Origin of the sequence: Pseudomonas frederiksbergensis (genome assembly GCF_001952935.1) — a bacterium.
GTDB classification, from domain to species: Bacteria; Pseudomonadota; Gammaproteobacteria; order Pseudomonadales; family Pseudomonadaceae; genus Aquipseudomonas; species Aquipseudomonas frederiksbergensis.
In genome coordinates this window covers 3,921,015-3,937,226 of record NZ_CP018319.1, presented here as the reverse complement: position 1 = coordinate 3,937,226, position 16,212 = coordinate 3,921,015, and the positions used below count along the sequence as shown (strand labels likewise).

Here is a 16,212-nt window from a genome sequence, read left to right as displayed (position 1 = left end):
CTACTTCCCTGGCTCCGCCTTGCTCGCATCAGCGTCGGCTTTCGCTTTGGATTTGATAAAAGCGATCAGTGCGTTCAACTCCTGATCACTCGGGTTAAAGGCCGGCATGACGGCTGCGTAGCCCTTGACGATTTTGGCACCGGGGTTAACAACCGAATCTTTTATGTAGCCCTCATCGGCCTTTATCGTCGAACCGTCGGCAAGGGTGACGGTCTCGCCATACAGGCCCTGCCAACTGGGGCCGACGCCCTTGCTGCCATCAATACTGTGACAGGCCAGACAGCCGAGCGACTCGGCCAGCCGCTGCCCCTGCGTCGCCAGGTCGTCACCTCTGTCGAGTTTTTCGCTGGCAGAAGGCTCTTGCTGCGCGACACCCAGTGATTTGATCAGGGCGACGACAGCACCCAGTTCATCTTCAGTGAGAGTATAGGCCACCATGACTGGCGGGTAGCCCTGCACCAGTCGGGCCTTCGGATCGAGGATCGACTCTTTCAGGTAGGCCTCATCGACCAGCGCACTGGAGCCATCGACAAACTGTTCAGTGCGGCCGTACAACCCCTTCCATCCCGGGCCGAGACTGGTACTGCCATCCTGGCTATGGCAGGCACCGCAGCCGTATCTTTCGACCAACTGGCGACCTTTTTCCAGCACGCTGTCCTGACTGGGTTTGGCAGCTGCCGTCAATGTCTGCGCAAAAGTCGGTTGGCTGTTCAGCCATTGATCGAAGGTGGCCTGGTCTTCCACGATCATATGGCCACGCATGTTGTAATGACCGACGCCACAATACTCGGCACACAGGACTTCATACTTCCCGATTACAGTTGGCGTAAACCAAAAGTACGACACCATCCCCGGCACCATGTCCATCTTGCTGCGAATCTGCGGTATATAAAAATTGTGCAGTACATCTTTGGAACGCAATAAGACCTTCACCGGCTGATCGAGCGGAAGGTGAACTACATTACTTCTGACAAGTACATCATCCTGCCCGGAAGGATCCTTGGGATCGAGGCCTAGAGGATTGACCGAATCAACAAACTTTATATCCGACTTACCCAGTTTTCCGTCCTGGCCCGGAAAACGATAAGCCCATTGCCACTGCTGGGAGACTACTTCAAGTTCTAAAGCATTTTTCGGCACCCGGATAAAATCATCATATACAACCAGGCCAGGCGCCAACATCGCGGCAATTCCGATTGAGGTCACGATAATTAACCATGTCTCCAACTTTTTGTTTTCTGGCTGGTAGGCCGCCCTGGCACCTTCCTTGTGACGGAAACGTATCACCGCCAACGCCATGAACAGGGTAACGGCGATGAAAAATATTCCGCTGATGACCAGGGTGATGAACAGTGTGGTGTCTATTGATCCCCAGTTGGACGCTGGAGGAGCCGCATGCCAAGGCGCTAATAGATGGAACAGCACGGACGCAATAACGATTAGTACAAGAATAATTGCCATTGCCATTTTGACTTCATCCTATTCCTGTTACTCATCGGTATGCCTAAGCATCACCACAGAACAACACCGTCAAATCGATACTAATCTGACGCCAAAACAGGCTAGACAAAGACCACCTGTCTTTGTGGCAAAGTCCGCAGGAAGTATAGTTCATGGCCAAAACAAGCGCTTTTCTTGAAAAGCCGTGCGGGCCTGGATATTCCAACTTCAGCGCCAACCTGATCACTTGAAATCGATTCGCTATATATAACTGTAACTATTAAGTAACACATCTTGCCTGGACGCCACGTCGAGTAAGCGAAGCCCGGTTGCCAGCTATAATCAGGTCTGATTACGGAAGGCAAAGATCGGCCAAAAGCGCCCGCAAAAGTCCTTGCCTGTGCATAGCGGTCAGACAAGTGACGGCCAAGAGCGATAGAGTCCGGCCCGTCCATAACGGAGGTTTCGTCATGAGTGCCTTGACGATCGAAGGCTGGTGCAAAGTCAACGGAGCACAAAAATCGACCCCGATGGGTGAGATCCATTTTTACGTCGATGGCGACCTCCATAAAGGTCTGGAGGACGCTGAGGAACGCCTGCAGAAGACCCATGAACGTGAAGCCATGGTCGATGTCGACATGGACACGCTGGAGTTGAAATTGCCAGAGGGATACGGCCCTTTGTCCGACTGCCAGATGCGCGTCTATATACACAACGAGCGCGGTCAGTTCCATTTGGTCGGGCATCGGGCGAGTGATGGAAGCTTGATTTATAGCAACGCGGTTTTGATTGATCAGTTGCTTGACTAGCTACAGCGGGAGGCTCGGCCATGAGGACGAGAAAGGGACAGAGCGGGACCTGTCCCTTTTTCATCAACGCATCAGCGCGTCGCAACAATAAACAACCGCGGGAACGGCAGCAGCACTGAACCATCGGCCAATGGGGGATAGGCCAGTTCGATTGCCGCTTGATACTGCTTGAGATACTGCGCCCGCTCCGCCTCATCCAGCGGATCAAGAAACGGCCGCAATCCGCTGCCCTTGAACCACTCGACCACACCCGACGCACCGCCAGCCAGTGGATGATGATAAGTCGTGCGCCACACATCGACACGGGAACAGTGGGCTCGCAGCATCGAGTAATAACCACTGGCATCTGCCATCTGCGCCCGCTGCCCGGCGGCGCCCGCCAACTTGCCCACCCATGGACCATCGGCTGCAACTTCGCGCATCAAGCGATGCGAAGGTTCGTTGAGATTGTCCGGCATCTGGATCGCCAGGCTGCCACCAGGCGCCAGCTTGCTCACCAATGCAGGCAGCAACTTCGCGTGATCAGGTAGCCATTGCAACACCGCATTGGCAAAAATCACATCGAACGGGCCGTTTTCGTTCCAGGTATCAATATCAGCCGTATCGAACTGCACCTGCGGCAAGCGCTGGCGGGCGGCGTCGATCATATCGGTCGAACTGTCCAGGCCACGCACCGTGGCATTGGCGAAGCGCTCAACCAGCAACTCGGTCGAGTTACCGGGGCCGCAGCCGATGTCGACTGCCAAGCGCACGTCCACAGCAGGGATCGCGGCCAGCAAGTCACGCGCGGGGCGTGTGCGCTCATCTTCAAAAGCGACGTATTGTTTGGCGGACCAACTCATTGCGTTCTCCTGTCGGTGCGTTGTTGTAGCAAGAGGCGGAAAACCGGTTCGCTACGATACCTCCACCGGTGCGGGATAGAACGTACGAAGAGAACTTGAATGAACATTTTTTATCGCTAAATCTTTTGAAGTGATAATCAAATCAACCGTTCGTCGAACTAGAAGCCAAGCAATTTTGACAGCCTAAAATTCACATCTATAGTCCAATCGCGGCCCGTCGGAAGGAACCCGAACCCGTTAGTTTGCACGCAAGGAGCAAGGCCAGCTCATGCCCGTGACAGGTGGGTTCCGCCCGTAGTGTATTTGCAACGGCCGTAAGGCAAGCAAGCGTTGTCGTGCCTGGAAGATGCCAGGCATTCACTATGAACAAGGAGCTTTACCATGTCTCGAGTCACGGATGTACTTGTTTCAATCGACACTGAAACCATTCTGAAAAACTACCCGAACATCAGCAAAAACCCTGCCGCGCCGACGTTAATCGACGTCAATCATGTGTACATGGTGACCAATCAGAACAACGTCGTCAGCGGCCAGGCCGGTGGCGAACTCAACCTGAAAGCCCAGGTCGGCGACTTGATTCGCTGGCGTGAAACCAGCCTGTCGCAGAGCTTCGAGACGGCAGTGATTTTCTACAAGTTCATTGGCAACGTCGGCAACGATCTGATTTCCACACCCACGCCCCGCAAGGCTACAGCGTGCGTTGCCGTCCCCAACACCAGCAACCCGTCGGTGCCTAGCTGCCAGAAAGTCGACAACCATTACTGGTCTTCGGAAACACTTTCATGCGGTAGCGTGACCTACCACTTCCATTTTCTGATCGTTGATCGCGACTGCAAGATCGTAGGCTGCTGCTCGTGGGATCCGTTCATTACCATCCGAAACTGACGATGACCAGGCCCCTTGGCGACGAGGGGCCTACCGAGTTCGTTGCCGCCTGGGCCGGGACGGGATGTCCTGCTTGAGCCGACGCGGCTGTCGTTATGCAGCAACATCATGAAAGGAATCCATGATGACTTCCGAACCGATTACCTCACCCTCGACGAGCATCGCGCCAGCCAATAATGTGCTGCTGATCGTCGATGCCGAATCATTGCTTTCACGCTATCCACAACCCAGTCCTGATCCGCAAAACCCGACCAGGATTGAGGAAGGTTTTATCTTTCCCATCAGCGGCACAAAACCCACACAAAGTACAACTAATGACAGCTTAATGACGCTTGCCGCCAATAACGGAAAGAACCTCCAGATCCGTGGCAGGACCGTCAGCTTGCTCGCCGAACACAGCGTGGTGTTCTACGGAATGTCTGTCGGTGATGCCGGGGTACTTTCACCGCCCGAACTGGTCGTCCACGCAAACCTGACAGTCCCCGCACCCGACCCCGAAAACCCGACCCAACCGGGCAGCCACACGGCTGATGATCATTATTGGCACTGCACGCAATTGGCGGATGGGGTGGCGGCGTGCGAACTGCAATTCATGCTGATCAATAAAAGCTGCGAGGCATTGGGGTACTTCAGTTGGTCGGTGGACGTGAAGTTGGTGGAGTGAATGGACTCCTGAAAAACCCACCTCTAAGGCCTAATGCTGTTCACCTAAGGTTTGGGTACATATCCATTTCTGCGGTGATGGCTGCTGGCGGTTTCGCTCTTACAGCGAGTCACTTGGAAGAGCCCCAAGTAACCAAGGGCTCTTGCCCCGCCATTCGGTGCCTCGCTGTGGCCCGGCATGCCGTAATGAAGGCATTGCTTCGGGGGCCCTGCTCAACACCTGCGTTCGGCCTCTGGAAAAGGGGCAGGCAGATCAAGATCAAAAGCCAAAGCAACGGCAACGGCAACGGCAACGGCAACGGCAACGGCAACGGCAACGGCAACGGCAACGGCAAGATCAACAGCTTCGCGAGCAAGCCCGCTCCCACAATGAATCTGCGTACGGCTTTTGCTTCTCACCACTCATCAGGCCGAGCGTTAGCTCGCCTCCAGCTTTTGATCTTGAGGTGCACGCCCCATCGGGAGGCCGAGTGGAGGTTCTGCGCAGTGGGCAACCCGGCATGGATGCCGGGTTAGCCGCCCCCGGCCATGGATGGCCGATGGCGGCGGGCCCACGGAGCAGGACCGGAGCGAGGCACCGAACGAAAGGGGCAAAAGCCCTTGGTTACTTGGGGCTTTTCCAAGTGACCCGCCGTAAGGGCGGAACCGCCAGCCGCCGTGACCGCAGAAACGGATATGCCCCCAAAACCTTAGGTGAACAGCATTAACCTCAAGGGCCGGTTTTTCTTGAACATGCAAATGTAATTAGAATTTCCAACTCGCCGTCGCTGTCTGAAAATCAGGCGCATCCCTATAAGGAGCACGGCTATGAAATTCGCAAAAGTCGCTCAGAAACTTGCCCTGTGGGCGGGCAGCCCCAAGACGTTCATGGGGGCGATCATTCTGATTTTTCTGTGGGGTTTGAGTGGGCCGATTTTTCACTTCAACGACACCTGGCAGCTGATCATCAATACATCGACCACCATCATCACGTTCCTGATGGTGTTCCTGATCCAGAACACCCAGAACCGCGACACGGACATTTTGCACTTGAAGGTCGATGAGTTGCTGCGGGTGACGAAGGAGGCGCAGAACGCGATGCTGGGGCTTGAGGCGCTGGACCTCAAGCAGTTGGAAGCGCTGCGAAAGAAGTATCGGCAACTTGGCGAGGGCGAAACGATCGCCCTGGACGGCACCGTCGTCCAGGAAAAAGGCAAGCAGGGTTCGGATGAATGCTGATCGGGCTCATCGCGGGTGGCTCTAGGTCACCCGCGTACTTCGTGGGTTAGCGACTGGCTTGCAGCGCCTTGGCCATTTCCAGGTGGTTCTGCAGCTTGGGCAACGTTTCTTCGGCGAAGGCTTTGATTTCAGGCACATCGATGGTCTGCGCTGCCTGTTGAAGCTGTTCGATGGCTTCCTGGGTGGTTTTCACCTGACTGGCCGCGTAGGCCTGGTCGAAGCTCGCGCCGTCCTGCACTTGCGGCATCAAGGCTTTGGCTTTATCGACGACTTCTTCACGCGGAGCCACCGGCAAATCCAGTTGCTTGGCGATTTTCGCCAGGTGCTGGTTGGCGGTGGTGCGGTCGTTGATGACGACGATGGTGTAGTCCTTGACCTGTTTGGATTCGGTCTTCTGGTGCGCCAGGCGGCTGGCTTCGATGTCGGCCATGCCTTTGGCCGATGCATCGTTAATGAATTCGGCGGGGGACTGGGCAAAGGCACTGCTCGCGCACAGGCCCAGCAACGTGGCAAAACTGGCATTGCGTAATCGGGTGGCCATCCGGCTCATGGTCGCGCCCTCCTCGTAAAAAATTCAAACGGGAGCTTACGCTCCCGCCTCTCGATCAAAACTACCTTCACCGCTACTTCGATTTCTGACCACCTTTGCGGCCCATGTCGGGTTTCGCAGGGTCTTTATCGACAGTCGTGGTGGTAGTTTTCCCACCTTTGCGACCGGCTTCAGACGCCTTCGTTCGATCGTTGCCGAAGTTTCCCGAGTTCGAGTTTCTTGAGTTAGCCATGATTCTCTACCTCTTGGTGATGATCGCGGCGAGCAGGAGCCCGCATAGAATCAGAATTTCGATCCCCACAAAGGTTTAGAAAAATTGAAATCGCCGCGACGAACGGTGGCAGATTTTTCAGACCCCGAGGCGCTGTTGATGTTGGCGCTTGGCGACGTACATGGCCTCATCGGCATGTCGGAACAACTGCTTTTCTTCAGTGCCGTCGTCGGGGTATCGCGCAACGCCGATGCTCGTCTGGATGATCAGGCTGTGGCCGTCCAGACGCAGGGGTTGAGCCAAAACCTGTCGGATTTTTCCCGCAACGCTATCGGCGTCTTCCGAGGCATGGATGCTGTGCAACAACACCACAAACTCATCACCGCCGATGCGTGCCACCGTGTCGGTTTCTCGCACGCAGCCTTTGAGCCGGTTGGCGACCGCTTGCAGCAGCATGTCGCCGACCGCATGACCGTGGGTGTCGTTGACTTGCTTGAAGCGGTCGAGGTCGACGTACAGCACTGCCATTCGGCCGGAATCCGCCCGCGCCAGCGCCAGTGAATCTTGAAGCCGGTCCCGGAGTAACTCTCGGTTGGGCAACTGAGTCAGTTGGTCGTACTGGGCCATGTGCTGCAGTCTGGCATGCAATTGCTTGCGCTCAATCGCAGTGGCGACCTGAGCGCAAACGTATTGCAGCAGCTCCTTGTCCTGTTCGGTGTAGCGCTCACCACCGGGCACGCTTTTAACGATCAGCGCACCAATGGTGCCGTTTTGTGAACTCAACGGCACACCCAGCCAGCAAGGTGAATGCGGACCCGCGACCAGCGCCTCGAACCCTTGCGGCAAATGGTCCTGATCCGGGGTCAGCAGAATCGGCTGGCCGCTGCGAATCACCTCCGCACAGAGACGTCCGGTGATCGTTCCGGGCTGCTCGGGTTGCCGCTCCAGGTCGTCGACGTGATAAGGGAAATTCAGCTGGGCGCAGTGTTCGTCATACAGCGCCACGGAGAAGTTCAGCGCCGGCAGCCATTCGCCGATGATCGAATGGATGCGCTTGAACAACGCCAGTAAGTCTTCCGCCGCGTGGGCCGCTTCGGAGATCGCATACAACGCCGCTTGCCGGGATTCGGCCTGTTTACGCTCAGTGATGTCACGTGCCACGGCGATGCGCAGTTGATCGACCTCCGACCAGCGCGCCGACCAGAGGATGTGCGCCACTCGGCCATCTTTGCGCAGGTAGCGGTTTTCGAAATTGAGCTTGGGCTCGCCGCCCATGATCTCCCGCGCGGCATCGAGGGTGCGCTGACGATCGGCGGGATGCACCAGATCAATCATCGGCTGGCCGATCAGCTCTTCGGGGGTATAACCGAAAATACGCTCGCAGGCCGCGCTGACAAATACGAAGCGGCCTTGTTTGTCGACCGCACAGACGGCGTCCAGCAAGAGATCGATGTAACTCGCCAACGGCGCGGAATTTCTGGTTGCCATAGTGCGGTGAGCGTGTCCGGACAATGCAGCAATAAAGAACCCTCCCTGACCCCATCAGTTCAACTGACGCCTCCCTGCGATCAGTCTCAAGCCTTGTTCGTCACCAGCCCCGGCAATGCATGCGCCAGGGCATTGATGGCGAATCCGATAAACATCACCCCACATAACCGGGTGATCAGCAGCTCATGGCGCTGGTACAACATGCGTACCTGCCGCGCACCGACAATGCCAATGAGGATAGCGTAGGCCATGAGACCACCGACGAAGCTCAGGACAATCAGCCACGGCAGCATCGACCAGTGCAGCAATTCGGCACGGCTGGACAGCAGCGCGGTAAAAGTCGCTACCGCCACCGGGTAAGCCTTCGGATTGGTCAGGCCAAACAGAATACCGTGCCAGAACGGCTGCCGCGCCGGGCCTTGAGGTGCTTCGTCACTGCTGCGACGAGCGCGAACCGCGCGCAGACCAAGCCAAAACAGGTACAGCCCGCTGAGTACGCCCAGCACATCGAATGCGCTACTGCCGATTTCCCTCGCACCGACTATCGCGATCAGCGCGGTGCTGCACCAGACCACATCCCCCAGCAAATGCCCGCAGAGAAACCCCGCGCCGGCCCTTCGACCACGCGCCGCACCAATGCCAAACACTGCCAATACACCCGGCCCCGGCGTGATGCCGTAGATAAAGCCTGAGGCGAGAACAGCCATTAACAGCGATGGGGTCATTGGAAGTCCTGTTGAGCCGGGGTGAATGCACGCAAGTCTATCTCAGGTTCCCGGGACCCGACTTACAGATCGTCGAAGAACTTCATTCCCGCATAGGGACGCTGCCGACAGGCTCTCAGTCGTGACGCCAGATCGCCAACATGGGCTTCGAGCTTGTGCCCGTCCGGGTCGAGGAAGTAGAAGGATGCGCCTTCGCTCCGGTTATCACGCCATTCCCGGACGTCGGCGGATCGCAAGCGTTCGACGAAGGGCGGGAAGTCTGTTGCGTTAATGCTGAAGGCGAAATGGGTGTAATCGGCGGCGGGTTCAGAGCTGCGCAGTGGATCGTGGGAAAGACACAACCAAAGACCCGGCAGCGAGAGATAGGCGCCAGTGTCCCAGGTGGCTTCAAGCTGAAGTTGCAGCAGATCGCGATAGAACGCCACGTTGCGGTTCAAATTGGTGACGGCGAGGGTCAGGTGGTTGAGGCCAGTGAGCATTTTCTCAGTAACCTTTGAGCTCTTCAGGCACGACGTAGTGTTTGCCATCGTAGCTCAGCGTGATCTGTGTTTTTTTCAGATCGCTGGTTTTAGAAAGGCACTCCTCGCCTGATTTGAAGTTTTTCAGCACGGTGGTGCTTGAAGTGACGATCAAGTCTGCAAATCCGTTGTGAGTCGATTTGCCGATATCGACGGTTCTGCGTATGTCCTGCCCCTGACCTGAGCAGTCGCCCATCCACTCACCCGTGTTCTTGGCAACCACCAGCCCCTCCAGCACTGGACGCAGGGTATTACCCTCCCTGAGGTACAACGCAAGATCGGTTTTGGAGTAGGGCATGGCACTTGATCGGTGACCAAAGTCCGAACGCAGACCAAAGGCCCGGACATGCGGCGCCAGCTTGTATCGCGCCGTATCAATGATGAGACCTTCAAAACCGACTGCGTCGGAATTGTAAGCTTCGTTTTTGCAGTAAGTGGCCAGCGTCTGGTCGTTGGTGGAATTGACGATCGACAGTTCCAGATCGAACATTCCGCCATCGTTTACGTCTTCGGATACCGGTGTAAATGTCGATTTCGCCGCAATGGCTTGGTCTTTAAAAGCCGGCCATACCTTGCAGCGAGCCAGCGAATGCCCATCGAAGGACAATTCTTCGCAGTCCGCTTGAACGTGGCCAGTCATGGTTAATACGCTGAAGGCGAGGATTGTGCCGAGTAGTCTGGTATTGGTAGTCATCACCAAACCACACAGCGCCGAACATCCCATCAACCCGGACTTCAATGTCATGCCCTGCTCCTTGTTTACTTCAAAAACCAGACGATTTCAGCCGCGCACTATCCCCGGCTCGGCAGGTCTGTTCAATCATTTGTTACGGTAGACGAACGGGGGTGGCCTAACCCCCTGCATGACGCTGTAGTATGTTGTATTACAAACCACTACATCGAGACTGTCATGTCCGTCATGTCTTTGCGTCTGCCAGACGAAATCGCCGATACCCTCGCCAGCCTTTCCAAGGCCACTGGCCGCAGCAAGTCATTTCTCGCAGTGGATGCTCTGCGTGAGTATCTCGCGAGGGAAGCCTGGCAAATCGAGGAAATTCAGAAAGCACTGAAAGAAGCCGATGCTGGTGACTTCGCAACGCCAGAAGAAGTGAATGCAATCGCCGACAAGTGGACAGCCAATGCGGGTTGAGTGGCTGCGTACTGCATTAAAGAATCTTGATGACGAAGCCGCTTATATAGCAATTGAGAATCCGAAAGCCGCAGCGGACTTCGTCCAAGCCATCCTTGCCAGCGTCGATCATCTTGCGCGCTTCCCGGCAACCGGCCGTGAAGGCCGCCTGCCCGGCACTCGAGAATGGGTCTTGCCAGACCGACCTTATCTCATTCCCTATCGAGTTCGCCAAGGACGCCTGCAAGTATTAAGGGTCTTCCATACCAGGCGTCTTCCGCCTGCCAGTTGGTAAACACTACAAAAAATCAGGCCACTGGATAGAACGTCATCCGTACCTGATCCCCTCCCCAATCCGCCTATTCAACCAGTTCAACGCCTGATCCCCGCCCCGCCGCTTGTGCCAAACCAACACAAACATAAACGACGGAATGTGAAACGGCGGTGGGACCACGATCAACGACTGCTCATCGATATTGAGTAACCCTCGGGAAGCAACAGTAAGAATCAGATCAGTGCCGCTGATGAATTCCGGGGCGACGCTCCAGTGCGGCAGGCTGATCGCCACACGACGGCGTTCACGCAGCGCTGTCAGGGCTCGTTCGATTTCCGGGGTGCCGCTGCCGCGCATTTCCAGCAGGACGTGGGGTCGGGCGAGGTAGGTCGGCAGGTCGAGCACGCCATCGGCGGGCAGGCTGTTGCGGTCGACCAGACAGGCATAGTGCTCTTCGAACAGCGGGGTGCTGCGCAACTCGTTCGGCAACTCTGGAAAGACGCCTGCCGCCACGTCGATGTCGCCGTTGAGCACAGCATCAAGCATGCCTTCGCGGCTGGCATGGCTGATTTGCAGATCGATGCCCGGCGCTTCCCTGCGCAAGGTCCGTATCAACCCCGGCAGGACGATTGCAGCACCGTAGTCGGACATAGCCAGTCGAAACGTGCGCTTGGCGGTGGCCGGATCGAAGGTATTGGGTGCCAGCAGCGATTGCACTTGAGCCAGGGCTTCTGCCAACGGTGCCATCAACTCTAGGGCTCGCGGGGTTGGCACGAGGCTGGCGCCCGCCCGCACCAGCAAAGGATCGCCGAGCAGATCACGCAATCGCGCCAAGGCATGGCTGACGGCCGGCTGACTCAAGTGCAGGCGCTCGGCGGCACGGGTCACGTGTTGCTCGCTGAGCAAGGCGTCGAGGATCACCAGCAAATTGAGGTCGACGCGGCGAAGATCATTCATCTGATGCATGTTCTGGATAGCTATTTGGAATTTAAATCTGCGCGACGAATACTCTAGAGTCCAGCAAAACCTGTTGGAGATTCATCATGAGTACGTTGCATTGGGCCGGGCTGTTGCTGCTGGCCGTGATAGCCGGGGCGGTGGTGCCTTTTCAAAGCGCAATCAACGCCAACCTCGGGCGTGGCTTGGGCCATCCGTTGTGGGCGACCCTCGCGTCGTTGTTGATCAGTATTGTGGTGTTGTTGCCGGTTATGTTGGCGCTGCGTTTGCCGTTGCCGTCACTGGCGTTCATCAGCAAGGCGCCGCTGTGGATGTGGACCGGCGGTGCGTTTGGGGTGTGCTTTATTTCGTTGGCGCTGGTGCTGCTGCCCAAGCTCGGGGCGTCGGGGTTTATGGCGTTGGCGCTGGCGGGACAGGTGGTTGCGTCGCTGGTGCTGGATCACTTCGGGTGGTTTGGGTTGGTGGAGCGGGAGATGACCGTGCCTCGGGTGTCTGGGGCGGTGTTGTTAATGGCTGGAGTGGTGTTGATTCAATTCGGTGGCACATTGGAAAAAGCGATAACAGCAACGTCTTGATCGTTCCCACGCTCTGCGTGGGAATGTAGCCCGTGACGCTCCGCGTCACTGGACGCAGAGCGTCCCTTGAAGCATTCCCACGCAGAGCGTGGGAACGATTATCTTCTTGCGATCGCAGCCTTCGCCAACTCCTGCAGTGATGCGTGGTCGATGCAGGAACCTGCGTAGCCTGCGAAACTTTTAAAACTTGTCGAGCGTGCGCAGCTTCTGCGGCAACCCCCACAACAGTAGCGCGACGGCGATCAGCGCACAGACGCCGATGACATACAGCGCTGGCGTGGTGCTGCCCGTCAGGTCCTTGATCCGCCCCACCATCACCGGGCTGACGATGCCGCCAAACTGGCCGAGGGTGTTGATCACTGCGATCCCGCCAGCAGCCCCCGCACCCGCACCGGCCAGCAGCTTGGGCGGCAGGGTCCAGAAGCTGGGGATGGACGCGATGATCCCGGCACCGAGCAAGCCCAGCGCGACAATCAGGAAGGTCGTGTGATTAGCGAAGATCCCCGCACAGAAGAACCCCACCGCGCCCACCGCCACCAGACCTGCGACAAATTTGCGTCGCTCGCCAGTCGAGTCGGACAACCGCCCGATCACCACCATGGTGATCGCGCCGCAGATGTAAGGGATGGCAGTCAGCAAACCGATCATCACCGGGCTTTCGGTGCCAGCGCTGCGTATCAGTTGCGGGGCCCAGAAGTTCAAACCGTAGGACGCCACCTGAATCAGGAAGTAGATCAGCCCGAGGGTCAGGAACCCCGGAATCCGCAGTGCGGCGAGCAACGAGCCGCCACTCTTGTGCGGTTCATGGTGCGCGATACGGTTGGCCAGCAGCGTTTTCTCTGACGGCGTCAGCCAATGGGCGTCTTCGATGCGGTCCTTGAGCAACGTCAGCACCAGCAAGCCGAGGCCGATGCAAGGCACGCCGCCCAATAGAAACAGCCAGTGCCAGCCGCGCATATCGAGGACCCCGTCGAGGTGTTGAAGCACCAGCCCGGAGAACGGAGCCCCGACCAGACCGGCAAACGCCGACGCCAGAAACAACATCGAGGTGATGCGCCCGCGATAGTGCTGCGGGAACCACAGCGTCAGGTAATACAGGACTCCCGGCGCAAAACCGGCCTCCATCGCACCAATCAAAAAGCGCAGCACGTAGAACTGCCATTCGCTGTTGACGAAGACCATGGCCGCAGTGGCGAGCCCCCAGGACATCATGATCCGGGCGATCCAGCGTCGGGCGCCGACCTTGTACAGCATCATGTTGCTCGGCACTTCGAAGATCACGTAACCGACCACGAACAACCCGGCGCCGAGGCCGTAAGCGGTGTCGCTCAGGCTCAGGTCGGCCTGCAATTGAAACTTGGCGAAGCTGATGTTGATGCGGTCGAAAAACGCGAACAGGTAGCAGACCATGATCAACGGCATCAGGCGCCAGGCGACTTTGCTGACCAGGGCTTTTTCTTCGTCGTGGCTAACGGACGGGCTCGCGCCCGCCTCCAGTACATTAAGGCTCATGAGGATTCTCCAGGTGGACTGCCCGTGGGTGTCCGATTGTTTTTGTTGTCTGGTTGAGAGGCTGTATGTGAGTGTTTTTACTGTGGGAGCGAGCCTGCTCGCGATAGCGGTGGTTCAGTCGACATCTATGTTTGATGTGAATCAGTCATCGCGAGCAGGCTCACTCCTACAGGGGGATTAGGGGTTGTTAGGACGGGCTTGGATGCAGATCACAATTGCGTCCGGCCTTGGCCAGTTGACCGGGCACTTCGTGGCCCAGCAGCGCGGGCAGTCCTCGCGCCAATTGCAGCAACAGCGGCAGATCGATGCCGGTGTGAATGCCGATTTCAGCGCACAGGTTGACCAAATCCTCGGTGCAAATATTGCCCGAGGCACCCGGCGCGAACGGGCAACCGCCGAGGCCGCCCAGCGCCGCGTCAAAGCGTCGGGCACCGGCCTCGTAGGCGGCCAGCACGTTGCACAGACCGAGCCCGCGCGTGTTGTGGAAATGCAGGGTCAGATCAGCCGGCGAAACTCGCTGCAAGACCCGCCGCACCAGCCGATCGACCTGCCGCGGATTGGCCATGCCAGTGGTGTCGGCCAGGGTAATGCCCTGGATCCCGAGTTCCTGATAAGCCTCAACGATTTGCAGCACGCGAGCCTCGTCGATCTTGCCTTCGAACGGGCAGCCGAAGGCGGTGGCGATGCTGGCGTTGAGTCGCACCGTCGTCCCGCGAACGTATTGCACGATCTCGCCAAAGGCGGTCAGTGAGGTTTCGCAACGCATGCGCATGTTGGCCAGGTTGTGGGTCTGGCTGGCGGACATCACCAGGTTCAACTCGTCAGCCCCAGTCGCCAGTGCTCGTTGTGCACCTTTCAGGTTGGGGATCAACGCGACGTAAATCACCCCGGGTTGCCGGGCGATGCCCTTGAATACCAGCTCACCATCGCGCAGCGCCGGAATCGCCTTGGGCGAAACGAACGAACCTGCTTCGATGCGGCTGAAACCGGCCAGCGACAGCTGATCGATCAAGGCAATCTTGTCGACGGTTTCGACCCAGGTCGGCTCGATCTGCAAGCCGTCGCGGGGGGAGACTTCCTGAACAATCAGGGTCTCGGAAAAATCAGTGATCATTGCACCACCCCTTGAGCCTTCAGCCGTTCGATGTCCGAATTCGCAAGGCCCAGCCCCGCGAGGATGGCATCGGTATGCTGGCCCAACGCAGGCCCGGACCAGTTCACGCCACCGGGCGTCTCGGACATTTTCGGCACGATGCCGGGCATCTTCACCGTGGCACCGCCGGGCAGGTCGGCGTTGAGCAGCATGTCCCGCGCCTGATAGTGCGGATCGGCGACGATATCGGCGACTGAATAGATGCGCCCGGCCGGGACTTCGGCGGCTTCCAGTGCCGACAACACATCGTCGATCGGCAGGCTGCTGGTCCAGTGGGTGATCGCCGCGTCGAGCACGTTGCTCTTGGCGGCACGCCCGTCGTTATGGGCGAATTCCGGCGCATCGGCCAGGTCACGGCGACCGATGACGTCCATCAAGCGCTTGTAGATCGGGTCGCTGTTGCCGGCGATCACCACGTAGGCACCATCGGCCGTCAGATAGGTGTTGGAGGGCGCGATGCCCGGCAAGGCCCCGGCACTGCGCTCCCGAACATGGCCGAGCATGTCGTATTCCGGCACCAGGCTTTCCATGACGTTGAACACACTTTCAGCCAGCGACACATCGACGACCTGCCCACCGCCCTGCCCGGTCTTGACCCGCAGCAGCGACATCAAGGCACCGATCACCGCGTGCAGCGAAGCCAGGGAATCGCCGAGGCTGACGCCCACCCGGGCCGGCGGTGAACCGGGCGTGCCAGTGGTGTAGCGAATTCCACCCATGGCCTCGCCGATTGCACCGAACCCTGGACGATCGCGGTACGGGCCGGTCTGGCCATAACCGGATATGCGCACCAGCGTCAGGTTGGGATTGAGGGCATGCAACACGTCCCAGCCCAGACCAAGTTTCTCCAGGGCACCTGGACGCAGGTTCTCGATCAGCACGTCGGCGCTGGTCGCCAGTTGCTTGACCAGTTCAATGCCTTCGGGGGATTTCAGATTCAACGCCAGGGACTTCTTGTTGCGCGATTGCAGGTACCACCACAGCGACGTGCCTTCGTGCAGCTTGCGCCATTTGCGCAGCGGGTCGCCCTGACCCATGGCTTCGATCTTGATCACGTCGGCGCCGAACTCGGCGAGCATGCGCGCGGCGAACGGCGCGGCGATCAGCGTGCCGATCTCGATCACTTTGATTGCACTCAAGGGGGCAGTCATCGCGGGGTACCTCATGTTGTTCTTGGAATTGAGCCAAGGCTAGAGGACCACGGGCGAAGGAATCCAACCTTCAGTTGGCAACGAGCGTTCGCGAAACGCGAACGGTCTGGAA

The 16,212-nt window shown here is 57.9% G+C and carries 20 protein-coding genes; 8 read left to right on the top strand and 12 right to left on the bottom strand.

Features of this window, described 5'->3' with window-relative positions:
* A complete protein-coding gene (locus PFAS1_RS18340; RefSeq protein ID WP_076030040.1) occupies positions 1 to 1,467 on the bottom strand; it encodes a cytochrome c oxidase subunit II in 1,467 nt (488 codons plus the stop codon).
* 443 nt (positions 1,468 to 1,910) lie between these two features.
* Between PFAS1_RS18340 and PFAS1_RS18335 the strand changes: the two genes are divergently transcribed.
* A complete protein-coding gene (locus PFAS1_RS18335; protein ID WP_008152997.1) occupies positions 1,911 to 2,249 on the top strand; it encodes a hypothetical protein in 339 nt (112 codons plus the stop codon).
* Between the two features lie 71 nt (positions 2,250 to 2,320).
* Here PFAS1_RS18335 and tam read toward each other — a convergent pair whose 3' ends face one another.
* The gene (gene tam, locus PFAS1_RS18330) at positions 2,321 to 3,091 is read right to left on the bottom strand and encodes a trans-aconitate 2-methyltransferase (protein WP_076030039.1); all 771 of its coding nucleotides are present in this window, start codon (positions 3,089 to 3,091) and stop codon (positions 2,321 to 2,323) included.
* A gap of 381 nt (positions 3,092 to 3,472) precedes the next feature.
* Between tam and PFAS1_RS18325 the strand changes: the two genes are divergently transcribed.
* The 4 genes from PFAS1_RS18325 (at position 3,473) to PFAS1_RS18310 (ending at position 5,857) form a co-directional block, all read left to right on the top strand.
* The gene (locus PFAS1_RS18325) at positions 3,473 to 3,976 is read left to right on the top strand and encodes an inclusion body family protein (protein WP_076030038.1); all 504 of its coding nucleotides are present in this window, start codon (positions 3,473 to 3,475) and stop codon (positions 3,974 to 3,976) included.
* Between the two features lie 124 nt (positions 3,977 to 4,100).
* A complete protein-coding gene (locus PFAS1_RS18320) occupies positions 4,101 to 4,640 on the top strand; it encodes an AidA/PixA family protein (RefSeq protein ID WP_076030037.1) in 540 nt (179 codons plus the stop codon).
* A gap of 185 nt (positions 4,641 to 4,825) precedes the next feature.
* Entirely contained in the window at positions 4,826 to 5,155 is a 330-nt protein-coding gene (locus PFAS1_RS18315; protein ID WP_156886731.1) for a hypothetical protein, read from the top strand.
* A gap of 291 nt (positions 5,156 to 5,446) precedes the next feature.
* On the top strand, positions 5,447 to 5,857 hold the full coding sequence (locus PFAS1_RS18310; protein WP_076030035.1) for a low affinity iron permease family protein: 411 nt from the start codon (positions 5,447 to 5,449) through the stop codon (positions 5,855 to 5,857).
* A gap of 46 nt (positions 5,858 to 5,903) precedes the next feature.
* Here PFAS1_RS18310 and PFAS1_RS18305 read toward each other — a convergent pair whose 3' ends face one another.
* The 6 genes from PFAS1_RS18305 to PFAS1_RS18280 all read right to left on the bottom strand — a co-directional run bounded on the left by PFAS1_RS18305 (position 5,904) and on the right by PFAS1_RS18280 (position 10,094).
* Positions 5,904 to 6,407, bottom strand: coding sequence for a DUF4142 domain-containing protein (locus tag PFAS1_RS18305; RefSeq protein ID WP_076030034.1), 504 nt, complete (start codon positions 6,405 to 6,407; stop codon positions 5,904 to 5,906).
* Between the two features lie 73 nt (positions 6,408 to 6,480).
* On the bottom strand, positions 6,481 to 6,639 hold the full coding sequence (locus PFAS1_RS18300; RefSeq protein WP_076030033.1) for a KGG domain-containing protein: 159 nt from the start codon (positions 6,637 to 6,639) through the stop codon (positions 6,481 to 6,483).
* Positions 6,640 to 6,756: 117 nt separating this feature from the next.
* A complete protein-coding gene (locus PFAS1_RS18295) occupies positions 6,757 to 8,106 on the bottom strand; it encodes a sensor domain-containing protein (protein WP_076030032.1) in 1,350 nt (449 codons plus the stop codon).
* 86 nt (positions 8,107 to 8,192) lie between these two features.
* Entirely contained in the window at positions 8,193 to 8,831 is a 639-nt protein-coding gene (locus PFAS1_RS18290; protein ID WP_074874239.1) for a LysE family translocator, read from the bottom strand.
* A 62-nt stretch (positions 8,832 to 8,893) separates the two neighbouring features.
* The gene (fos, locus tag PFAS1_RS18285) at positions 8,894 to 9,310 is read right to left on the bottom strand and encodes a fosfomycin resistance glutathione transferase (RefSeq protein ID WP_076030031.1); all 417 of its coding nucleotides are present in this window, start codon (positions 9,308 to 9,310) and stop codon (positions 8,894 to 8,896) included.
* Between the two features lie 4 nt (positions 9,311 to 9,314).
* Positions 9,315 to 10,094, bottom strand: a complete 780-nt coding sequence (locus PFAS1_RS18280) for a PA3715 family protein (RefSeq protein ID WP_232252140.1) — start codon at positions 10,092 to 10,094, stop codon at positions 9,315 to 9,317.
* 165 nt (positions 10,095 to 10,259) lie between these two features.
* On the opposite strand from PFAS1_RS18280, the gene PFAS1_RS18275 reads away from it, so the two are divergent.
* The gene (locus tag PFAS1_RS18275) at positions 10,260 to 10,499 is read left to right on the top strand and encodes a CopG family ribbon-helix-helix protein (RefSeq protein WP_076030030.1); all 240 of its coding nucleotides are present in this window, start codon (positions 10,260 to 10,262) and stop codon (positions 10,497 to 10,499) included.
* Positions 10,489 to 10,773: a type II toxin-antitoxin system RelE/ParE family toxin gene (locus tag PFAS1_RS18270; RefSeq protein ID WP_076030029.1), complete on the top strand. Its 285-nt coding sequence runs from the start codon at positions 10,489 to 10,491 to the stop codon at positions 10,771 to 10,773. Before PFAS1_RS18275 ends, PFAS1_RS18270 begins: the two co-directional genes overlap by 11 nt.
* 33 nt (positions 10,774 to 10,806) lie before the next feature.
* Here PFAS1_RS18270 and PFAS1_RS18265 read toward each other — a convergent pair whose 3' ends face one another.
* Positions 10,807 to 11,718: a LysR substrate-binding domain-containing protein gene (locus tag PFAS1_RS18265; protein WP_076030028.1), complete on the bottom strand. Its 912-nt coding sequence runs from the start codon at positions 11,716 to 11,718 to the stop codon at positions 10,807 to 10,809.
* Between the two features lie 77 nt (positions 11,719 to 11,795).
* Between PFAS1_RS18265 and PFAS1_RS18260 the strand changes: the two genes are divergently transcribed.
* Positions 11,796 to 12,284, top strand: coding sequence for a DMT family transporter (locus PFAS1_RS18260; protein ID WP_076030027.1), 489 nt, complete (start codon positions 11,796 to 11,798; stop codon positions 12,282 to 12,284).
* Positions 12,285 to 12,464: 180 nt separating this feature from the next.
* Here PFAS1_RS18260 and PFAS1_RS18255 read toward each other — a convergent pair whose 3' ends face one another.
* From PFAS1_RS18255 to PFAS1_RS18245, 3 genes are all read right to left on the bottom strand, one after another.
* Positions 12,465 to 13,796 (bottom strand): MFS transporter, encoded by a 1,332-nt coding sequence (locus tag PFAS1_RS18255; RefSeq protein ID WP_076030026.1) that lies wholly within the window; start codon positions 13,794 to 13,796, stop codon positions 12,465 to 12,467.
* Positions 13,797 to 13,983: 187 nt separating this feature from the next.
* The gene (locus PFAS1_RS18250; protein WP_076030025.1) at positions 13,984 to 14,910 is read right to left on the bottom strand and encodes a hydroxymethylglutaryl-CoA lyase; all 927 of its coding nucleotides are present in this window, start codon (positions 14,908 to 14,910) and stop codon (positions 13,984 to 13,986) included.
* Complete coding sequence (locus tag PFAS1_RS18245) at positions 14,907 to 16,100, bottom strand: CaiB/BaiF CoA transferase family protein (RefSeq protein WP_076030024.1); 1,194 nt, start codon at positions 16,098 to 16,100, stop codon at positions 14,907 to 14,909. The genes PFAS1_RS18250 and PFAS1_RS18245 overlap by 4 nt, the downstream gene beginning before the upstream one ends.
* Between the last annotated feature and the right edge of the window lie 112 nt (positions 16,101 to 16,212).

Bases quoted from the DNA above. Each gene is read 5' to 3' on its own strand.
- PFAS1_RS18325 (WP_076030038.1), top strand. From the start codon at position 3,473: ATGTCTCGAGTCACGGATGTACTTGTTTCAATCGACACTGAAACCATT.
- PFAS1_RS18245 (WP_076030024.1), bottom strand. From the start codon at position 16,100: ATGACTGCCCCCTTGAGTGCAATCAAAGTGATCGAGATCGGCACGCTG.
- tam (WP_076030039.1), bottom strand. From the start codon at position 3,091: ATGAGTTGGTCCGCCAAACAATACGTCGCTTTTGAAGATGAGCGCACA.
- PFAS1_RS18265 (WP_076030028.1), bottom strand. From the start codon at position 11,718: ATGCATCAGATGAATGATCTTCGCCGCGTCGACCTCAATTTGCTGGTG.
- PFAS1_RS18315 (WP_156886731.1), top strand. From the start codon at position 4,826: ATGAAGGCATTGCTTCGGGGGCCCTGCTCAACACCTGCGTTCGGCCTC.
- PFAS1_RS18310 (WP_076030035.1), top strand. From the start codon at position 5,447: ATGAAATTCGCAAAAGTCGCTCAGAAACTTGCCCTGTGGGCGGGCAGC.
- PFAS1_RS18260 (WP_076030027.1), top strand. From the start codon at position 11,796: ATGAGTACGTTGCATTGGGCCGGGCTGTTGCTGCTGGCCGTGATAGCC.
- PFAS1_RS18305 (WP_076030034.1), bottom strand. From the start codon at position 6,407: ATGAGCCGGATGGCCACCCGATTACGCAATGCCAGTTTTGCCACGTTG.
- PFAS1_RS18295 (WP_076030032.1), bottom strand. From the start codon at position 8,106: ATGGCAACCAGAAATTCCGCGCCGTTGGCGAGTTACATCGATCTCTTG.
- PFAS1_RS18340 (WP_076030040.1), bottom strand. From the start codon at position 1,467: ATGGCAATGGCAATTATTCTTGTACTAATCGTTATTGCGTCCGTGCTG.
- PFAS1_RS18335 (WP_008152997.1), top strand. From the start codon at position 1,911: ATGAGTGCCTTGACGATCGAAGGCTGGTGCAAAGTCAACGGAGCACAA.
- PFAS1_RS18255 (WP_076030026.1), bottom strand. From the start codon at position 13,796: ATGAGCCTTAATGTACTGGAGGCGGGCGCGAGCCCGTCCGTTAGCCAC.
- PFAS1_RS18275 (WP_076030030.1), top strand. From the start codon at position 10,260: ATGTCCGTCATGTCTTTGCGTCTGCCAGACGAAATCGCCGATACCCTC.
- fos (WP_076030031.1), bottom strand. From the start codon at position 9,310: ATGCTCACTGGCCTCAACCACCTGACCCTCGCCGTCACCAATTTGAAC.
- PFAS1_RS18320 (WP_076030037.1), top strand. From the start codon at position 4,101: ATGACTTCCGAACCGATTACCTCACCCTCGACGAGCATCGCGCCAGCC.
- PFAS1_RS18300 (WP_076030033.1), bottom strand. From the start codon at position 6,639: ATGGCTAACTCAAGAAACTCGAACTCGGGAAACTTCGGCAACGATCGA.
- PFAS1_RS18290 (WP_074874239.1), bottom strand. From the start codon at position 8,831: ATGACCCCATCGCTGTTAATGGCTGTTCTCGCCTCAGGCTTTATCTAC.
- PFAS1_RS18270 (WP_076030029.1), top strand. From the start codon at position 10,489: ATGCGGGTTGAGTGGCTGCGTACTGCATTAAAGAATCTTGATGACGAA.
- PFAS1_RS18250 (WP_076030025.1), bottom strand. From the start codon at position 14,910: ATGATCACTGATTTTTCCGAGACCCTGATTGTTCAGGAAGTCTCCCCC.
- PFAS1_RS18280 (WP_232252140.1), bottom strand. From the start codon at position 10,094: ATGACATTGAAGTCCGGGTTGATGGGATGTTCGGCGCTGTGTGGTTTG.